General features: G+C 56.4%; 15 protein-coding genes, 1 other RNA gene and 1 pseudogene. 5 read left to right on the forward strand and 12 right to left on the reverse strand.

Annotated features, from left to right (window positions below; translation table 11 throughout):
- The 9 genes and pseudogenes from V6C16_RS00445 to V6C16_RS00485 form a co-directional block, all read right to left on the reverse strand.
- Nucleotides 1-226 (reverse strand): annotated as a pseudogene (locus V6C16_RS00445) (FAD:protein FMN transferase); the annotation flags it as partial.
- A gap of 12 nt (nucleotides 227-238) precedes the next feature.
- Complete coding sequence (gene rnfB / locus V6C16_RS00450) at nucleotides 239-1150, reverse strand: RnfABCDGE type electron transport complex subunit B (protein ID WP_333535073.1); 912 nt, start codon at nucleotides 1148-1150, stop codon at nucleotides 239-241.
- 104 nt (nucleotides 1151-1254) lie between these two features.
- Nucleotides 1255-1827 (reverse strand): electron transport complex protein RnfA, encoded by a 573-nt coding sequence (locus V6C16_RS00455; RefSeq protein WP_291441562.1) that lies wholly within the window; start codon nucleotides 1825-1827, stop codon nucleotides 1255-1257.
- Nucleotides 1828-1976: 149 nt separating this feature from the next.
- Nucleotides 1977-2654 (reverse strand): electron transport complex subunit E, encoded by a 678-nt coding sequence (locus V6C16_RS00460; protein WP_333535075.1) that lies wholly within the window; start codon nucleotides 2652-2654, stop codon nucleotides 1977-1979.
- Between the two features lie 25 nt (nucleotides 2655-2679).
- Entirely contained in the window at nucleotides 2680-3258 is a 579-nt protein-coding gene (rnfG, locus tag V6C16_RS00465; protein WP_333535076.1) for an RnfABCDGE type electron transport complex subunit G, read from the reverse strand.
- The gene (locus V6C16_RS00470; RefSeq protein ID WP_333535078.1) at nucleotides 3255-4217 is read right to left on the reverse strand and encodes an RnfABCDGE type electron transport complex subunit D; all 963 of its coding nucleotides are present in this window, start codon (nucleotides 4215-4217) and stop codon (nucleotides 3255-3257) included. Before V6C16_RS00470 ends, rnfG begins: the two co-directional genes overlap by 4 nt.
- Complete coding sequence (locus tag V6C16_RS00475; protein ID WP_333535084.1) at nucleotides 4217-5536, reverse strand: 4Fe-4S dicluster domain-containing protein; 1320 nt, start codon at nucleotides 5534-5536, stop codon at nucleotides 4217-4219. The genes V6C16_RS00470 and V6C16_RS00475 overlap by 1 nt, the downstream gene beginning before the upstream one ends.
- Before the next feature lie 7 nt (nucleotides 5537-5543).
- Entirely contained in the window at nucleotides 5544-6251 is a 708-nt protein-coding gene (locus V6C16_RS00480) for a cytochrome c3 family protein (protein ID WP_333535079.1), read from the reverse strand.
- A gap of 435 nt (nucleotides 6252-6686) precedes the next feature.
- The gene (locus tag V6C16_RS00485) at nucleotides 6687-7271 is read right to left on the reverse strand and encodes a hypothetical protein (protein WP_333535080.1); all 585 of its coding nucleotides are present in this window, start codon (nucleotides 7269-7271) and stop codon (nucleotides 6687-6689) included.
- A 465-nt stretch (nucleotides 7272-7736) separates the two neighbouring features.
- Between V6C16_RS00485 and V6C16_RS00490 the strand changes: the two genes are divergently transcribed.
- Nucleotides 7737-8819 (forward strand): glycosyltransferase family protein, encoded by a 1083-nt coding sequence (locus V6C16_RS00490; protein ID WP_333535081.1) that lies wholly within the window; start codon nucleotides 7737-7739, stop codon nucleotides 8817-8819.
- 195 nt (nucleotides 8820-9014) lie between these two features.
- Here V6C16_RS00490 and V6C16_RS00495 read toward each other — a convergent pair whose 3' ends face one another.
- Both V6C16_RS00495 and dnaE read right to left on the reverse strand, forming a co-directional pair.
- Nucleotides 9015-10172, reverse strand: coding sequence for a metallophosphoesterase (locus V6C16_RS00495; RefSeq protein WP_333542712.1), 1158 nt, complete (start codon nucleotides 10170-10172; stop codon nucleotides 9015-9017).
- Nucleotides 10173-10185: 13 nt separating this feature from the next.
- On the reverse strand, nucleotides 10186-13668 hold the full coding sequence (dnaE, locus tag V6C16_RS00500; RefSeq protein ID WP_333534553.1) for a DNA polymerase III subunit alpha: 3483 nt from the start codon (nucleotides 13666-13668) through the stop codon (nucleotides 10186-10188).
- A 216-nt stretch (nucleotides 13669-13884) separates the two neighbouring features.
- On the opposite strand from dnaE, the gene V6C16_RS00505 reads away from it, so the two are divergent.
- The 4 genes from V6C16_RS00505 (at nucleotide 13885) to ssrA (ending at nucleotide 16450) form a co-directional block, all read left to right on the forward strand.
- The gene (locus V6C16_RS00505; RefSeq protein ID WP_333534554.1) at nucleotides 13885-14718 is read left to right on the forward strand and encodes an HD domain-containing protein; all 834 of its coding nucleotides are present in this window, start codon (nucleotides 13885-13887) and stop codon (nucleotides 14716-14718) included.
- The gene (locus tag V6C16_RS00510) at nucleotides 14715-15311 is read left to right on the forward strand and encodes a hypothetical protein (protein ID WP_333534555.1); all 597 of its coding nucleotides are present in this window, start codon (nucleotides 14715-14717) and stop codon (nucleotides 15309-15311) included. The genes V6C16_RS00505 and V6C16_RS00510 overlap by 4 nt, the downstream gene beginning before the upstream one ends.
- A 216-nt stretch (nucleotides 15312-15527) precedes the next feature.
- Nucleotides 15528-16025, forward strand: a complete 498-nt coding sequence (locus tag V6C16_RS00515; protein ID WP_333534556.1) for a hypothetical protein — start codon at nucleotides 15528-15530, stop codon at nucleotides 16023-16025.
- A 47-nt stretch (nucleotides 16026-16072) separates the two neighbouring features.
- Nucleotides 16073-16450, forward strand: a transfer-messenger RNA (tmRNA) gene (gene ssrA / locus V6C16_RS00520).
- An 89-nt stretch (nucleotides 16451-16539) separates the two neighbouring features.
- Here ssrA and V6C16_RS00525 read toward each other — a convergent pair.
- Nucleotides 16540-16788, reverse strand: coding sequence for a hypothetical protein (locus tag V6C16_RS00525; protein ID WP_333534557.1), 249 nt, complete (start codon nucleotides 16786-16788; stop codon nucleotides 16540-16542).
- Nucleotides 16789-16986: the final 198 nt, after the last annotated feature.

The following is a 16986-nucleotide window of genomic DNA, read 5'->3' on the forward strand; positions in this document are numbered from 1 at the left end:
GAGCGGCGCTCACAGCATCACCGGCCTGTGCGGCAGGAGTGCCAGCCACGGTAATGGTAACCAGCGTTCCCATAAACAGGGCAGTGCGGGTATATGTTTCTCCACTGTCGCGCGTTTGCGCCGATGCAGCGGCAGGCGCAAGGCTAAGCAGCGGGGCGGCCCCAAGCATGCCCGCGCCCAAAAGCGCGAAACGAAGAAAATGACGGCGGCTCGAAAAGCTGGACATTATTGCCTCCACTCAGGCCCCAGGCTGTGCCTGGGAGACGTTCTGATCGGGTACGGGAGCCGCAAGGGGCGTGTTTGCCTGCGTATTACAGCCAGATTGGCCGCATTCTGCGGTTTGAACCGGCCGGGTGTATCTGAAAATGTGTCTGGGGCAGGAGGCTACGCACGCCTCCTGGCAGGCTGGCCCATAGGACAGGCAGAGCAGATGATCGATTTCAATGCGGTCATCGACCATGCTCACCGCCTTGGCCGGGCAGGCTTTCACGCACTTGAGGCATTTGATGCAGCCGACTTTGCATACATCGGAAACCGCGCGGAGTTTTTCGCGGGTATTGCAGTAGACTGCAACTCTGGCCCGCAAGGGGGTCATTTCCAGAACGCCACGCGGACACACATTCACACAGGTGGCGCAGCCAGTGCATTTGTCCTGATCGACCTCCACAAGACCGTTGACAATGCGCATGGCATTGAACGGACAGGCCTGCACACAGTCGCCGTATCCTATGCAGGAAAAGGCGCAGCAGTCCGTGCCGCCCCGCATGAGTGAAGCTGCGGCGCATGAGGGCAACCCCTGATATTCATAGCGGGCGCCAACCTGCCCAGCCTGCTTGTCGCAGCGGCGCAGGGCGTACAGCGGCTCGGCTTCGGCTACGGTTTTACCGGTGAGTTCGCCCACGGCAATGCTTACTTCAGGTCCGCCGGCACAGCATTTGTTTGCTGCGATGTTGGGATCGTTGAGCACTGCAACGGCGTATCCTTCACAACCGGCAAAACCGCATCCGCCACAGTTTGCTCCCGGCAGGGCTTCCATCACGGCTTCGACACGCGGATCTTCCTTTACATAGAAAACCCGCGAGGCCACGGCCAGAATGATGGAGGCCGCAAGGCCCAAGGCAAAGAGGGTCAAAATTGATACAAAGACCATAGTTCCGTCCCCGTCTAACGTAGCTGCCGTACAGCAGAATTGACCGATCAGCCGCAAGAGCGCACCAATGCCCTGTCAGGGGCAGGCTGTGCGCTGGCCGCCCTTTACCCCATCCCCTTAAAGCCCATGAAAGCCAGTGACATAAGTCCCGCCATGACAAGAGCCAGGGGCGTGCCTGCCATGGCTTTGGGCAGACGGCAGGTATCCAGTCTTTCGCGAATGGCTGCCATGAGCAGCAATGCCAGAGTGAAACCAAGACCGTAAGCCAGGGCCCATACCAGAGACTCCATGAGGCCATAGCCTTCACGCTGCACCAGAATGGCTACACCCATTACCGCGCAGTTGGTGGTAATGAGCGGCAGAAAAATGCCCAGGGCGGCGTAAAGCGGTGGCACGATCTTTTTGAGAAACATTTCGACAAACTGCACCAATGCTGCAATGACCACGATAAATACGATTGTCTGCAGATATCCCAGCCCGTAAGGGTCGAGCACATATTTCTGCATGAGCCAGGTACAAAGCGTGGCGGCAATGGTAACAAAAATCACCGCGCCGCCCATGCCGAGAGCCACGCCTTTTTCTTTGGAACAGCCCACATACGGGCAGTTGCCGAGATACTGGGCCAATACGATATTGTTGACAAAAATGGCCGAGATAAAGATGGCGAAAATATCCATGCGCTATCCTTGTGCCTTTAGAGCGGTTTCGCTTTGAGATCGCGTCTGCCTGGGGCAGTCTCGCTGTTCCTGCGGTTGCCGTGGCCGCACTGCCGGGTATTTTTCTCCAGTGCGCTTTCAGCAGTACAAAATCGATACATTTCGATCTGTTATCGGGCATCTTCGCGCCGTTCCAGTGAACAGCACCCGCAGGAGCCGCAGCCGCCCTGCGGCGCAGGCACAGCTTTGCCCTTGCCGGCTTTCCAGTAGTTGTACATGTTCATGGCCGCCAGTATGAGACCGAGGCAGATGAAGGCTCCCGGGGCTTGGATCATGATGCGCATGGGCTCAAAGCCTTCCCACATGACGCCATGTCCAAACCATGTGCCGTTGCCGAAAATTTCCCGCAATGAGCCGAGAAAGGTCAGCGACAGGGTAAAGCCCAGTCCCATGCCAAGGCCATCGGCAATGGACGCGGCCACGCCGTTTTTGGCCGCAAAGGCTTCGGCCCGGCCGAGAATTATGCAGTTGACCACGATAAGCGGCACAAAGATGCCGAGGCGCTGGTACAACGGGTAGGCATATGCCTGCATGAGCAGTTCCACCGCGACCACCAGCGAAGCGGCAATGACTATAAAACAGGCGATGCGCACTGTTTTGGGAATAATGCTGCGCACCATGGAAATGAGCATGTTGGAAAGCACGAGCACAAAAATGACGGCCACGCCCATGCCAAGACCGTTGTCGGCAGAGTTGGTCACAGCCAGGGTGGGGCAAAGCCCCAGCACCAGACGAAACGGCGGCAGTTCCTTCCAAAGCCCTTTGGTAAATTCTTGCAGTATGCTCATGGAGGCTCCATGCGTATGCCAGCGGCTATTTAGCCCAGGCTTTGAAAATTTCAGGCTTCAGGCCCATGTAGGCTTGGGCTGCTTTGTTCACAGCCTCCACTGATCCGGCAGAGGAAATGGTTGCGCCTGAAACGGCATCGATTTTTCCGCCCTGATTTTTGAGGCTCACCGGAGCGGCCGCATTCATGAACTGGGTGGTGAAGCCCGGATCTGCCACGCGCATGCCCAGCCCCGGAGTTTCTTTCATGGTTGTCATGCCCACGCCCGCAAGGGTGTCGTCAGAGGTATTGAAGCCAACCATGACACCAATGGGGCCGCCGTAACCCTTGCCAAAATTCTCCAGCGCAACGCCCACAAGCTTGCCGCCCTTCATGATCGGAAAAACCGTCACCTTTTCTCCACTGGCAAGGGTAAAGCCGCGCCTGTCGGCAATGGGCGAATTTTCAGCCTGGGTAAAGACCCTCTTGAGCGCAGGTCCCTGCACGTAGGTCAGTTCCTGTTCCTCAATGGCCGTGGCGGTGATCATTTTAAGATAGGAAAGGGCAAAGCCCGAAAGCCCGCAAAGAACAGACAGCACGACCACCATGCGTACTATGGCTATCATGAGCGGCTACCTCCGAAAGGTCTGGGGCGTATCATGTCCAGATAAGGGGTCAGCATGTTTGACAGAAGAATGGCGAAAGGAACGCCATCGATCCAGACGCCGTACTTGCGGATGATCATGACCAGCAGCCCCCCCGTAAGGCCGTAGAGAAACATGGGCAGCGGACGCAGGGGAGTGGTACCCATTTCGGTAGCCATGAAAAAACCGCCAAGCATGACCGACCCGGTACACAGGTGGAAAAAGGCGGAAGCATTATGCGCTGGATCCGACATATGAAAAAATGCAGCCAGCGCGGCAACGCCTAGGAAAAATCCCAGGCTGATCTGCCAGCGCACCGTGCCGGTGGCGCAAAGGAAAGAGCCGCCCACAAAAAGGCCAAGCGCCTGACCCGCGCCCAGACCGTTGATCTGTTTGCCCATAATCAGGTCCAGCAGGGGAATGGCGTCGGCACCGGCAGCGCCGAAAAATTTCAGGCGCACCAGGGGGTCAACAAAGTCCGTGCTGAGCTGTACGGCGTTGGGATCCATAAGTATGGGAAAGGACACCGCCAGAACGGCCCAGCCCACAAGCGGCGTGCTGACAGGGTTGGCCCCAAGGCCGCCGAAAGCCATTTTGCCCAGGGTGACGCAGATAACCGCCCCAAGAATGACAAGCCACCAGGGCGCATCGGCGGGCAACAGAAATGCGAAAATGAGTCCCGCGTATACGGCGGTAAAATCGTCTACTTCTATCTGCCGGCCCATGATTTTTTCGCACAGGGCTTCGGCGACCACACACGCGGCGATGCTGAGAGACATGACCCGAAGGGCGGGCAATCCCCAGTTCCAGACAGCCATGGCCGCAGCCGGCAAACAGCAGAGAATGGTGAAAAGGCTGTACTTGCGAATGGTGCGTCCGCAGTGCCAGAAAGACGGAACGCTCATGGCAAGCAGAACAGAGCCTGATGAAGCAGATGACATCAGTTGCCTCCCCGCTGCTCACGGGCAGCCCTGTTATTGGTTCCGGCTTCGGCTGAAGCCTCGGCGTTGTCGGCGGCGATCATGCCCAGAGCCTCATCGGCAGCCAGGGCCTTTCCCCTGGCTGCCGCGGCTTCCGCCAGTTTGAACTTGGACAGGCGGATGTATTGCAGAACCGGCCTGCGGGCGATGCAGACGTAACCGCACAGGCCGCACTCAAGACAGGAGCCGATATGCTCGTCCAGGTTGCGCTCGTGCAGGGCAAATTCGGCATTGCGGCTCAAGATGCTCGGACTGAGCCTGGCAGGGCAGATCAGCACACAGGCACCACAGTTCACACAGGGGCTGTGGCCTTTCATGGGAGGGATGGTACCCGCCTCGACAACAAAAACGCCTGTTGAGCCGCGGGTAACGCTGCGATCAAGCTTTTCAAGGCTTTCACCCCGCAGGGGGCCGCCACGGACAAGGGTGTCCCCATTGTGCAGGGTGATGTGAGAAAATTCGAGCAGTTGGCCGATCAGGCTGCCGTCTTTAACGATGTAGTTGCCTGAATACTCGCAGTTGCCGATGGTGACCACGCTTTCCACAAGGGGCAGACAGGTTCGGGCCACCCGCCCCAGACTCCAGACATTGTGCAGGCCGACAATGCCTACGCCTTCAGGGTTTTCCTGCCCGGTTACGGCCTTGATGACAAGGGCGTTGACACTGGCCGGATACTGCGAAGGCACATGCGCCACTTCAATATCGCTGTGATGCAGCCGCATTTCTTTGGGAACCGCCAGCAGAATGCGCTTTGCGGGCGAGAGGCGGCGCAGCAGGGCAAGGCCATCGCGCAGGGTTTCCTGATGTGCCAGCAGCATGGGTTCGGCCCAGGTTACGCCGGGGTCGGGATTCAGACCGTTGATAATAAGCGTGTCGCAGTGTTGTCCCAGAGATTTGGTATTCAGGCCCAGGCTTTTGAGCAATGGCCGCAATTCCTCACCCCGCTGCGGCGCGGAGAGCAGGTCTGTTTTCTGCACGGTTTCGGCGGCCTGACGCAGATCTTCATCCGGTTCAATGGCGTCAATAAAGATGCTGCTTTGGCTTACTTCGCTGATCTTGCCGTAAATTGGCGAGAATACGTCCCCTTTCAGGGGTGAAGAATGTTCGGCCAAAAGTTTGTAAGGATAGACAAGCGCTTTTTTTGTAACGCCATCAGCCAGTTTGCAATTTTCACGATTGAGCCGCACCCTGTCCGGCTGCGGTCCGGGGCTGAAACGCTGGGTCACCCCGTAAAGCAGGTGAAACCGGGGGTCGTTGATTACCTGAAAAAGTTCTTTCATCCCCGCCTCACTTGCCAGTATGGCACTGGCCGCATTGTTGCTTGTGGAAAGGTCCTTTGCCAAGCTTTTCATGGCAGCCCATGCATTGCTTGTGGAAGGCGTCCATAGCTCCGGGAATGAGCTTTTCAGCAGTGACCCCGTGGCATACGGCACAGTTGGTTTGCAGGGGGTTCAGCTTGACCAGGCCTGTTTTGGGCAGCATGTCGCGTACAGCCTTCATGCTGTGACAGTTGGCGCAGCCCTTGGGCTTGTCTGCAAACATGTCTTCATGACAGGTGATGCATTTGGCGTGTACGGCATCGGCCAGATTGGGGGGGGTGCCCTTTTCGGCGGGCTTGCCGCCCGGAACGCCGGACGAGTGGCAGTCGGCGCAATTTTGCGGTTCAGGCTCTATGTCGGTATTTTTGTGGTGGCATTCCCGGCAGTCGAGGCCCAGCTCTTCATAGTGTCGTTCGTGGCCCCATTTCTTGACGCCCACTTCGTAGTGATGGCAGGTGGCACATGCGGCATTGTCGTTGAACTGCGCCACGTGTTTTTTGCGGAAAGACTCATTGAAGTCCACGCCATGACAGGATTTACATGCCTGCACTTCCAGGCGCTTTTCCGGGCTTTCGTGATGGCATGTCTCGCATGGCACATTATAGGCGTAGGCATGGTCAGCATGCTGAAAAACCACAGCGCCGCCGGTATTCTGCAGCAGAATACGTTTTGGCACGGCTTCCTTGTCTGTCGGCAGCAAATATCCCAGCGCGGCAATTCCGGCCAGAATGCACGTCAAAACGGCAACTGCAAAATAACGTTTTTGCAACGCAGCCCCCCAGATATGGCGAACATTAACAACGCAACCGAACCGGACAATACCGGATCGACAGTTTGAGACACAGGCATTGTTGTGATTTATAACAGCATTAAAAGGTGTTGTGAAGCGGGTATTACATTTTTTCTTTGGTGATATTTTTCACAGTACGTTTGCGTGTGGACGGATAGGCAGTGGAACATGTCGATTTTATAGAAGATAGTCAATTATCGCCTTTTTTTGACTTGAAGTTCAAACAGCGAAACAGGCATTCTCCTGAAAAACTGTTGCTCCAAAAACAAGATCTGACAGCAGAAAGGGGCGGGCAGGTGTTCTCTTGGCCATCTGTCTTTGTCAGGATTGAGGGCGCAGACGGGCGCATTCGTCAATCAGGCGCAACAATTCCTCATCCTGCGGATTTTCCTTCAGCCCATTGCGCGCGTGGCCCATTGCGCGCACGTATTCCCCGGCGTCCATCATGGCTTTGGCCATGACGGTAAAAATAGCCTGCTCATCCTTGTAAAACTTTATGGCTTCGTTAAAGCAGGCATCCGCATCTGAAGGTCGGCCTTCTTCAAGAAATTTTTTCCCATCCTTGATCCAGCGGTCAATGTTGAGCTTGCGCTGCAAGGTGGTTTCATAATCTTCCTGTTCGTCGTGATCCTTGAATGCCTTATACGTTTTGGCAAAAATCTGAAGCAGATCTTTTTCGTTGCCGGGCTGGTAGGTCACGTTGGGAGGGAGGTGGTCCACAAGGCCGGGGTCAGAGGCCAGGGCGTTCACTGTTGTACGGATGTCGCCCCGCAGATCGGTGGGGGCGGTCTGGCCGCCCAGTTCCCTCAAGGCCGAGATGGTCAGATAAAGAGCGCGCAAAAGATCGCGCCGCATGCAGCTGGCCTTTGCCCGGCCCAGATCTTCACGTATTTTGCGTATATTCATGACTGCCTCGTTTGGTCAAATAGTGTCCGATATTTCAGAGGGATATTCGTTAACATTGCCCTGACGGCCGCGTGAGCAGGCGTTTGCTGCGCAGGTGCAAGCGTGGTCCATTGCCGCTGCAATCACCGCTGCGAGCCTCGTAAAAACTTTGCGAACATACATTTTAAAGCTTAACATTACGTGTTCTGAAGGCGGTAGTGCGGCCTTTGAAAAGCTGTGGTCACAGATAGGACTGTGCCATGCATGTCTGCCTGATGGTAGAGAATAAAAGACAGTACCGTCAAGAGGTTGCGCCAGGGGCTTTGGGGCATGACATTGACGGCACGGCTTGCGGCTTGTTATTGTCGCGAGGTTGGCAAAATGTATGTTCCGGGTATCGGGGCAAAGCAGGCAGCCTGGGAACACGGCCCCTTGCTGGCGGAACGGTATTTCAACAACAAACTGTTTCAAAGAAAAAGGAAAAGTATGGCGCGCGTTCTTTATGGCATTCACGGCACGGGACACGGCCATGCCATGCGCGGCCTGACCATTGCCCGTCGTCTGGGCAGACACGAGTTTCTTTTTGTGGCGGATGATGATGCGCCCAAAATTCTTGAGCCGGAATTTGCGGTGCGCCGTCTGCCCAACCTGGGTACGGTGTTCAAAAACTATAAGGTGGATATGGCTGCCACCATTAAAAAAGCCATACCGCTGCTTTGGCACAGGCAGCGGTACACCGAACAGGTTTCGCGCCTTATTGACGAGTTCAAGCCAGATGTCTGCATGACGGATCTGGAGTACTTCGTGCCGCGCGCGGCGGAACGGGCCGGGCTGCCCTGCCTGACTCTGGACCACCAGCATATTATTACCTGCTGCCGCCACAACCTGCCGCCCGATATGTGGTGGGACAGTTTTGTGCAGGGACTGACCCCGCGCTATCTGTTTCGCCCCACCGGGGAAAACCTTATTATCTCCTTTTACGCGCCGCCGGTATTGCCCCAGTACAAGGCGCGCGTGGCGCCTCCCATTTTGCGCGACAGCGTACTGGCCCTGAACCCGCGCGATGACGGGCATGTGCTTGTGTATCAAAGCAATTCCACACACCGCAAGCTGGTGGATTTTCTGCGTGCGTCCACCAGAAAGACTTGTTATGTCTTCGGTTATGACCGCACGGAAGGGCAGGAGGGAAATGTCATCTTCATGCGCAAGAGCGAAGAGGGCTTTCTGCGTCTGCTTGAAGGCTGCTCTTACGTGATCCAGGGGGGCGGACACACCCTCATGGGCGAAGCCCTTTACCTTGGAAAGCCCATTTTGACCGTGCCGTTAAAGGCCATGGTGGAGCAGCGTTTCAATGCGCTGTATATTGAGCGGCTCGGCTATGGAATGCAGGCTGACATGCTCACTCTTGAACCTGATCTGCTGCGGCGTTTCGAAGCCAATCTGCCCGCGTACAAGCAGGCCATTGCCTCTGGGAACTTTTGCGGCAATGAAACCGTTTTCGGACTGGTGGACCACTTTATCAGGCACGGCTTTTTGCCCGATACGGGTAGTCCCGCAGTGGAAGAGTAAAAAACAGGTATCTGGAAAGCAGGGCAGACAAGCCCCCCCCCGCAGCGGACTTTGTTCGTATGCGTTGCCCGCGCGGCGGGCAACGATGTTTCAGGCGTTGGATCTGTAAAGTTAAAGGTTGCCATCAGGACAGGCGTAGGCCCGTTCCGATGGCAACCTTTTTTATTGGGCAAGGCCGATGCTTTTTCTGCTTTTTTACTCCGCAGCTTCCACAAAGTGGATTTTTACCACAAGCACCTCGGGGCGCGCAGTGTTGCGCATGGGCGGCCCCCAAGCCCCCGTGCCTGCGGACACAAGGGAATACATGCCCTTTTTGCTCAAGAGGCCGTGAGGATTTTCGTACATGTTTTCCACCACCCAGTGGAAAGGCCAGAGCTGCCCATAGTGAGTATGCCCTGAAATTTCCAGTACAGCGCCTGCCGTACGGGCTTCATCCAGAAAATATGGCTGGTGATCCAGCACCGCCAGCGGGAGCTTTTTGTATTCGGGCGGCAAGTCGGCCAATATCTCCGGCAGGCTTTTGCGCGGGCTGCCGGTAAAGGCCGGTTTGCTTCTATCGTCCCTGCCGGCCAGCACCAGCACGTCATCAAGAACATGCCACTGGTCGCGTAATACCTGCATTCCGCTGCGCTGCAGGATGTCCAGGCTGTTTTTTATGGGTCCGGATATGTACTCGTGGTTTCCGAGTACAGCCCAATGGCCGAGGCGCGGCTGCACACGGGTCAGCGCTGCGGCCACGGCTTCCACATCCAGCAGGATGTGGTCGTCGAGCATGTCTCCCAGATACAGAACGGCATCCGGTTTGTAAGGGGCCAGCATATCCATGGCGCGCACCAGGCGCGGGGCTGTGACGATGCGGCCCAAGTGCATGTCTGCCAGTACGCCCAGAGTCAGGGGCGTGTTTTTGTAGGCAGGGGGGATGGCGTCGGTTGTTTTTATTGTAAGGTCATAGTGCCGCACAGCGGGATAGGCCGCGTTAAGCCAGCTTGCGCAGCCAACGGCAAGAGGCAGACCCACCACCAGCAGCACCGCGCCCCAGCGAGGAACGCCGGCTGCTGGCGGGTCAAGCCACAGGCGGCTTGCCAGGCCCCAGGCATCCATGAGCAGCACCAGCAAAAAGACGTAGAAAACCATACCGAGCCAGAAAGCGCCGGCCCGCAGCAGCCAGACCTGAGCCAGGGATTCATCGCCCAGCTTGTAGAGCAGGGGAAAGGACAGGCCAAGTGTGGCTACCGTCAGGCACAGAAGCGGACGCAGCCAGCCCGTATGGGGAAGCGCGCGCCACAGCCACCAGATGATCCAGCCGTTGATAAAGGCCAGGCCAAAGCCCGTAATGACAAAAAATCTCACCATGAGTAAATCGACCTTATGAAGCCCAGGCGGCAAGGGCTTTATCCAGGTCGGGACCGGGAGAGACCTTGAGGGCATTGTCCAGATGCAGGTGGCAGACATGTCCTTCAAGGCATATCTGGGCATGTGTTTCCACCGAGCCGGGGTGGCTTTCAAGAATATTGCGCAAGGCCAGCAGGTCTTGGCGCCCCATGCGGTGGGGGGGAATCTGTACGCATACCGGCGTGTCATTCAGCCCGCAGCATTCGGCCATCAGCAGCAGGCTCTGGCCCAGCAGCTTGATCTCACGCGGGGCTTCTTCTCCCTCATCGTCAGTGTCGCGATTGTCGCCCGGTTCTTTGTCCAGGCGGGCAGTCAGGCAAAGGGGCTGTTCCGAGTGCAGCATCTGGCGGATTTCGGCATAGCTGCGTGGAAAAAAGGTTACCTCGGCATGACCGGTAAGGTCTTCGACCGCGGCAAAGGCCATGCGCTCTCCCTTGCTTTTGGTAATAACCTCCCGCACGCTGGTCACAAGCACGGCACAGCGCACTTCCGCCCCCGGGAACATGTCTCGCGCGTCTTCAAGCGTGGTGAGGCCCAGACGGCGTATCTCGCGCAGGTAGGGTTGCAAGGGGTGGCTCGTAAGGAAAAAGCCCAGGGCTTCCTTTTCCGCGCGCAGTTTGTCCTCGTCAGCCATTTCGGGAGTGTCGGCCTCCGGGCAGTCTATGCCTATGCCCGGTTGAGGAGCGCTTTCTGCCACAGGGGCCATAGCCAGCAAGGAGACCTGGTTGGAATTCTTGTCTTTGGCTTTCTTCTGAGCGCGGGCCACCACCAGATCCAGAGAGGCCAGCATGGCGGCCCGGGACACGCCAAAGCAGTCACAGGCTCCGCCTTTTATCAGGGATTCCAGCACGCGTTTGGTAACCTTGCGCAGATTTACCCGGCAGCACAGATCAAAAAGCGAGGTAAATTCTTCTTCCTGCTGGCGGGCTTCTATTATTTCCCGGATGGCTTCATCGCCCACGTTTTTGATACCGCCAAGGCCGAAAACAACCTTGCCGTCATGAGCTGAAAATTCGCGCTGACTGCGGTTTACCGAGGGCTGAACCACGTCGATGCCCATATCCTTGCAGCAGGAGACGTACTTGAGCAGCTTGTCCTGGTTGCCCATTTCAGAAGTGAGCAGGGCGGCCATGAATTCGACCTTGTAGTGAACCTTCAGGTACGCCGTGTAGTAGGAAATGAGCGCGTAGGCGGCGGAATGGGACTTGTTGAAGCCGTATTCCGCAAATTTTTCCATCAAGTCGAATATTTCGTTGGCTTTTTCTTCGCTGATATTATTTTTTTGAGCTCCGGCCACAAAGGTGACGCGCTCTTTTGCCATGGCCTCGGCTTTTTTCTTGCCCATGGCACGGCGCAGCAGGTCGGCCCCGCCAAGCGTATAGCTGGCGATGATCTGGGCGATCTGCATGACTTGTTCCTGATAGACAATAACGCCATAGGTATCGCGCAGGCAGTCGGTAAGCGACTCGTGCGGATAGATGACAGGAACCTGCCCGTGTTTGCGCTTGATGAACTCGTCCACCATGCCGGAACCAAGAGGGCCGGGCCGGTAAAGCGCCAGCATGGCGATGACATCTTCAAAGCAGGTGGGGCGCAGCATGCGCAAATACTGCCGCATGCCCGAACTTTCCACCTGGAACACGCCGTCGGTTTCGCCCCGTGCGTAAAGTTCGTATGTTTCGGCGTCAGTCAGCGGAAGGTTGTCGAGATTCGGCGGAGTCTGCCCCTGAAGACTGATGTTATCCAGGGTATCCTGGATAAGCGTCATGGTTTTGAGGCCCAGAAAGTCGAATTTGACCAGCCCGGCCTTTTCCGTCATGGGACCGTCAAACTGGGTCACAAGTTCGCCGCGTTTGCCGAGATACAGAGGAAGGTATTCCTTCATGGGCTTGTCCGAAACGACAAGCCCGGCGGCGTGGGTGGAAGCGTGGCGTGCCAGGCCCTCAAGACGGCGCGCCGTATCAAGAAGGTGCTTGACCTGTTGGTCTTCAAGATACAGCTTTTCCAGTTCCGGCTCGCTTTCGAGAGCCTTCTTGATCGTCATTTTGAGGTCGGCCGGAACCAGCTTGGCGATGCGGTCTGTTTCGGCAAAGCTCATGCCCAGGGCGCGGCCGACGTCGCGCACGACGCCTTTGGCTTTCATGGTTCCGAAGGTGGTGATTTGCGCCACCGAACCTTCGCCGTAGGTTTCCACCATGTGCTTGATGACATCGCCGCGGCGGCGTTCGCAGAAGTCCACGTCGATATCGGGCAGGGACACGCGCTCACTGTTCAGAAAGCGTTCAAACAGAAGATTGTAGGGGATGGGGTCGAGGTTGGTAATGCGCAAGGCCCAGGCCACCAGCGAGCCTGCCGCGGATCCTCGCCCTGGTCCTACGGGGATGTCGTTATTTTTTGCCCAGTTGATGAATTCCTGCACGATAAGAAAATAGCTCGGAAAACCCATTTCAAGGATAACGCGCAGCTCATACTGCAGGCGGTCGCGATAGACTTGCGGGTCCAACTGGTCGCGATCCGGGTGGTTTTCCAGTCTTTTTTCGAGGCCTTCTTCGGCAAGCCGCCGGAATTCGGACTCCATGCTGGAGCCTTCGGGCAGTTGATAGACGGGAAAATAATGATTGCCGAAATCCAGCTCCACATTGCAGGTCTCTGCAATGCGTGCGGTATTGGCAAGGGCTTCCGGCACATGGCCGAAAGATTTTTCCATTTCTTCTATGGACTTGTAGTAAAGCTCGTGCGTACCGAACTGCATGCGCTTGGGGTCGTCCATAGTGGTCTGCGTTTGAATGCAAAGCAGCACCTCATGGGCCTCGGCGTCGTCAGCGTTCAGGTAGTGACAGTCGTTGGTGGCTACCAGGGGCACGTTGCACGTTTCGGCCAGTTCAATAAGCGCGGTATTGGCTTTTTCCTGTTCCTTGAGCCCGTTGGATTGAAGCTCCAGGTAAAAGCGGCCCGGATAGATGTCGGCATATTCGTGCGTCAGCTTGCGGGCCAGATCCATGTCGTCAGCCAGAATGGCCTTGGGAATTTCGCCCGCGATGCAGGCGGAAAGGCAGACAAGCCCCTCAGAATACTTGCGCAGCAGCACTTTGTCCACACGCGGCTTGTAGTAGAAACCGTCAAGAAAGCCGTGGCTGACAAGCTTTACCAGGTTATGGTAGCCGACCTTGTTCTGCGCCAGCAGTATAAGGTGATGACGTCTGCGGGCAAGGGGAGAATCCGTTTTCTTGTCTGTATGGTCGTGACAAACGTAAACTTCGCAGCCAAAGATGGGTTTAATACCAAACTCTTTGCAGCCCTGATAAAAATAGGCAGCGCCAAAAAGGTTGCCGTGGTCGGTAATGGCGCAGGCGGGCATGCCAAAGTCCTTGGCGCGGGCGCAGAGGTCTTTGATGCGGATGGCTCCGTCAAGCAGGCTGTATTCGGTATGGCAATGCAGGTGAACAAAATCGGACATGAACTCTCCGGAAGACTGGAAACAGAGGAAATTGAAGATTGTGAATGTGTAGTGCTGAGGGCTGACAGCCCCCGGCCGTTTCTTATAGCAAAAGCCGCCCGACCTCTCAAGCGGCTGGCGTGCGCCAACTCGGGCTGATCTGGCAGAACTGCGCGCACAGCGGGGCCATGCGGGACGCGCATTGATTTGCACGGCGCGGGGGAGTACAGAAACGACATGAAAAAACAGCACGACAACGCGCGCGATGTCCGCGGTATCCGCGATCATCTCGATATAACGGGTCACAAAGACTGGTTTATGGCCTATGCCGCTGCACAGTGCGCCAAAGAAGAGGCCAGGCAGCACGGCGATGTTGCCCCCATGCTTCTTAAACTGCGCCACAGCCTTGCTGTGCTTGAAACTGCGGAGCGCATCGTGGCCGGCGAAAGGTTTTCTCCGGCTCTGGGGCGGGTCTGCCTGCTTGCAGCTTTGTATCATGACGTCGGTCGATTTGAGCAGTATTTGCGCTATCACACCTTCAAGGACAGCCAGTCGTGCAACCACGGACAGTTGGGGGTGCGCGTCCTCAAACGTGAACGCCGCCTCATTGGCGAGGCTACGGCCACACGCAAGGCTGTGATGGCAGCGGTAGGGCTGCACAACCGTTTTGCGTTGCCACCGGGCCTGACAGAGGCCATGTCAGCGGCTGCCCACGTGGTGCGTGATTCAGACAAGCTGGATATCTTGCGCGTTATGGACGAGCACCTGTCTGGTCCCGGCCCCTATAATCCCACCGTTGTGCTGAGCCTTCCCGATACCCCTGGTTTATATGCCGAGGCCGTACTCAGGGCGGCCAGTGAAAACCGGGTGGCTGCCTATGCAGATTTGCGCAGCGTCAATGATTTTCGCGTGCTGCTGGGGACATGGTTTTTTGACATGCATTTTGCGTCCAGCCGCTGCCAGTTTGTGGAAGACGGCCACGCCCGTAATCTTCTACTGGGATTGCCCGTTGACGCGGCCTATGGCGAAGTGCGCCGGGCAATGCTTGAAAAAATAGGCGGCAGGGCATGATGCAGCATTTGCCTGAGCAACGCGCGTCTTCTGCTGTGCTGCAAAGTCCTGCTGCCTCCGCTTCGGCAGTCGCATCTGACGCGCGAGACGAGGACGCGGCGGTGGAGTCGTCTGGCGGCCCGGCAGCCTTTGTTTTTCCTCCCTTGTTCGATTGTCCGCCTTTTTTTCCGAAAAAACTGCTTGTGCGAAAGGTTCCCTGGCCTGCGGGGGCGTCCGGCGCGCCGCTTAATGCCACTCCGGAAGCGCTGCGGCATATGTCCCATGATCCGGTTCCCCTTGTGCGCATGGCATATGGACTTTTTTACCTGCCGCCCGCCGTGGCCGAAGCGCTGCTGCACCTGGCTCTGGCTGCCGCTGTGGAGACGCTGGTTGTTGACTTCAAGTGCGCCGAGCGCAATCTGGAACTGCCCGCAGCGGCATTGGTGAATTTTCTGCCGGGTCTGAAGAGTGTACACGTAGCGGCATTTATGAAGTCCGGGGGGCTGGAAGGACTTGTTTTCCGCATGGGTTTAGAGGTGCTCGAAAGGCGCACACTGCTTGGCGGGGCGGCCGTTATGCTGCGCTTGCGGGCAAATTGCCTGCGGACAAGCTGATGTTTTTTTGCCGGGCAGGGGAGGAGAGTCAAGCCGTTTGCGTGAGGACATGTGTATCTCTTGATATTTTTTAGACTTATGCATGAATTCACTTTTTCTGGCATCTATCTTGCTTAATACCCGGCATTGCAGCCACACACGGCAAAAAAGACCACAAGCCTACCGGGGGAGCCTGTGACACCAGAAAGCCCAAACCAGATAAGCAGCATGCTCCATATGCAGTCCGGCAGAGCTGACGCAGGCAATAACCAGTATTTCGGATCATCGCTCAGTGAGCCTCTGGCATGTCTTGATGATGCAAACCTGCATATTCTGCACGACCTGGAGCGCTCGGGGAGCGGACTTGTTGATGCCATTGAGCTCAGGCTTGAGGCCATGCAGGAAGCTTTTATGGCGCAGCTTCAGTCATGCATGAAAGAGCAGACTCTTGACTTTGATGAGCGTCTGGTACTGTATCTGTCCCATACCGGAGACCTTGTGGTGGAAGGTAAGGATCAGGACGCAGAAAAACTGTGCCGCATTATTTCAGAACATCCTGCCTTGCAGAAATATTTTCACGTCATGGCGAAGGTGGCCCTTCTGGCGCATGGCCTGTCGGTTGCATCCCAGGCGCAGGGCGCGTTGAAAGCCAATGCTGACGACGTGGACGCCACTGTTTTCAGCCGCTACCGGATGTGTCTGAAAGGCTCTCTTTCACATTTCTATGTTCGTTGAGCTTGCCAATCGGCAGTAACCGTCTTATATTACTTTCCCAAGGAAATGGGGGCGCACTGGTTTCGACGGGGACGTGGAAACCGTAGCGGCAGGTCGAGGCGCCGCTGGCCTCGTAAAAAGCGGCACACAAGTAATTGCCAACAACGATTACGACTACGCTTACGCTGCCTAATAACAGCGAGGCAATGACCGTTTAACGGTCGCGCCAGTCAGGGCCATGCCTGATAACTCTGATTGGCGACATGTATCAGGCTGGCGAAAACCGGCTCTCGCCGGGGTTTTTCGCGAGGAGTTTACTGGCGAGATTGCTGCGTTGCGCCTGGTCAGGGGCCAACAACGCGGTGAAATACATACTTGACCTAAACCTGTAGATGCTTCGTGTGGAATGTTCTCGGACGGGGGTTCGATTCCCCCCGCCTCCACCATCTAACAATTTCAGAAAATCCCGCAAGGTTCCAAAAACCTTGCGGGACTTTGTTTTTTGCTTTTGGATCTCGTGCCGTTGCGGTTGGCCTTATGACATCAGTGCGTGTTTGGAGCAGAGCCGTTCGAGCATTTCCTTTTCTTCGTCAGCAATGAATCCGGGGACTTGAAAAATACGAAGTTCCGGAGGTGTCTTTTTTCCCGCTGGTGGTGGTTCGTTGTCCGGCTCCGTGACCGCAGGCGAGCTAACGGCCAATAAAGCCTGTGCAGTTGATTGCAGCTTTTCAGCAAGCGCTGCAAAATCGGGAAGACTTTGGCTCGGGGATGTGAGGGTAGACATGAGGCACGCCACTGATTTTGATATGCGAACTCTCTGAAATAGAAAGCTCCGGGCGCTATCAACCGCCAGTGGACGGCGGGCTATTTTCCCTTGCGGGTAATGCTACCGCAAAAAACTTGCTCCTCTAGTCGAGTCCCAAAGCAGGCTCACCTGAAAATAGGCCACTGGCAAGGCCGGAGTCTGGGATGGCAGGGGCCG

Origin of the sequence: Desulfovibrio sp. 1188_IL3213 (genome assembly GCF_036763145.1) — a bacterium.
In the GTDB taxonomy this organism is placed as follows: domain Bacteria; phylum Desulfobacterota; class Desulfovibrionia; order Desulfovibrionales; family Desulfovibrionaceae; genus Desulfovibrio.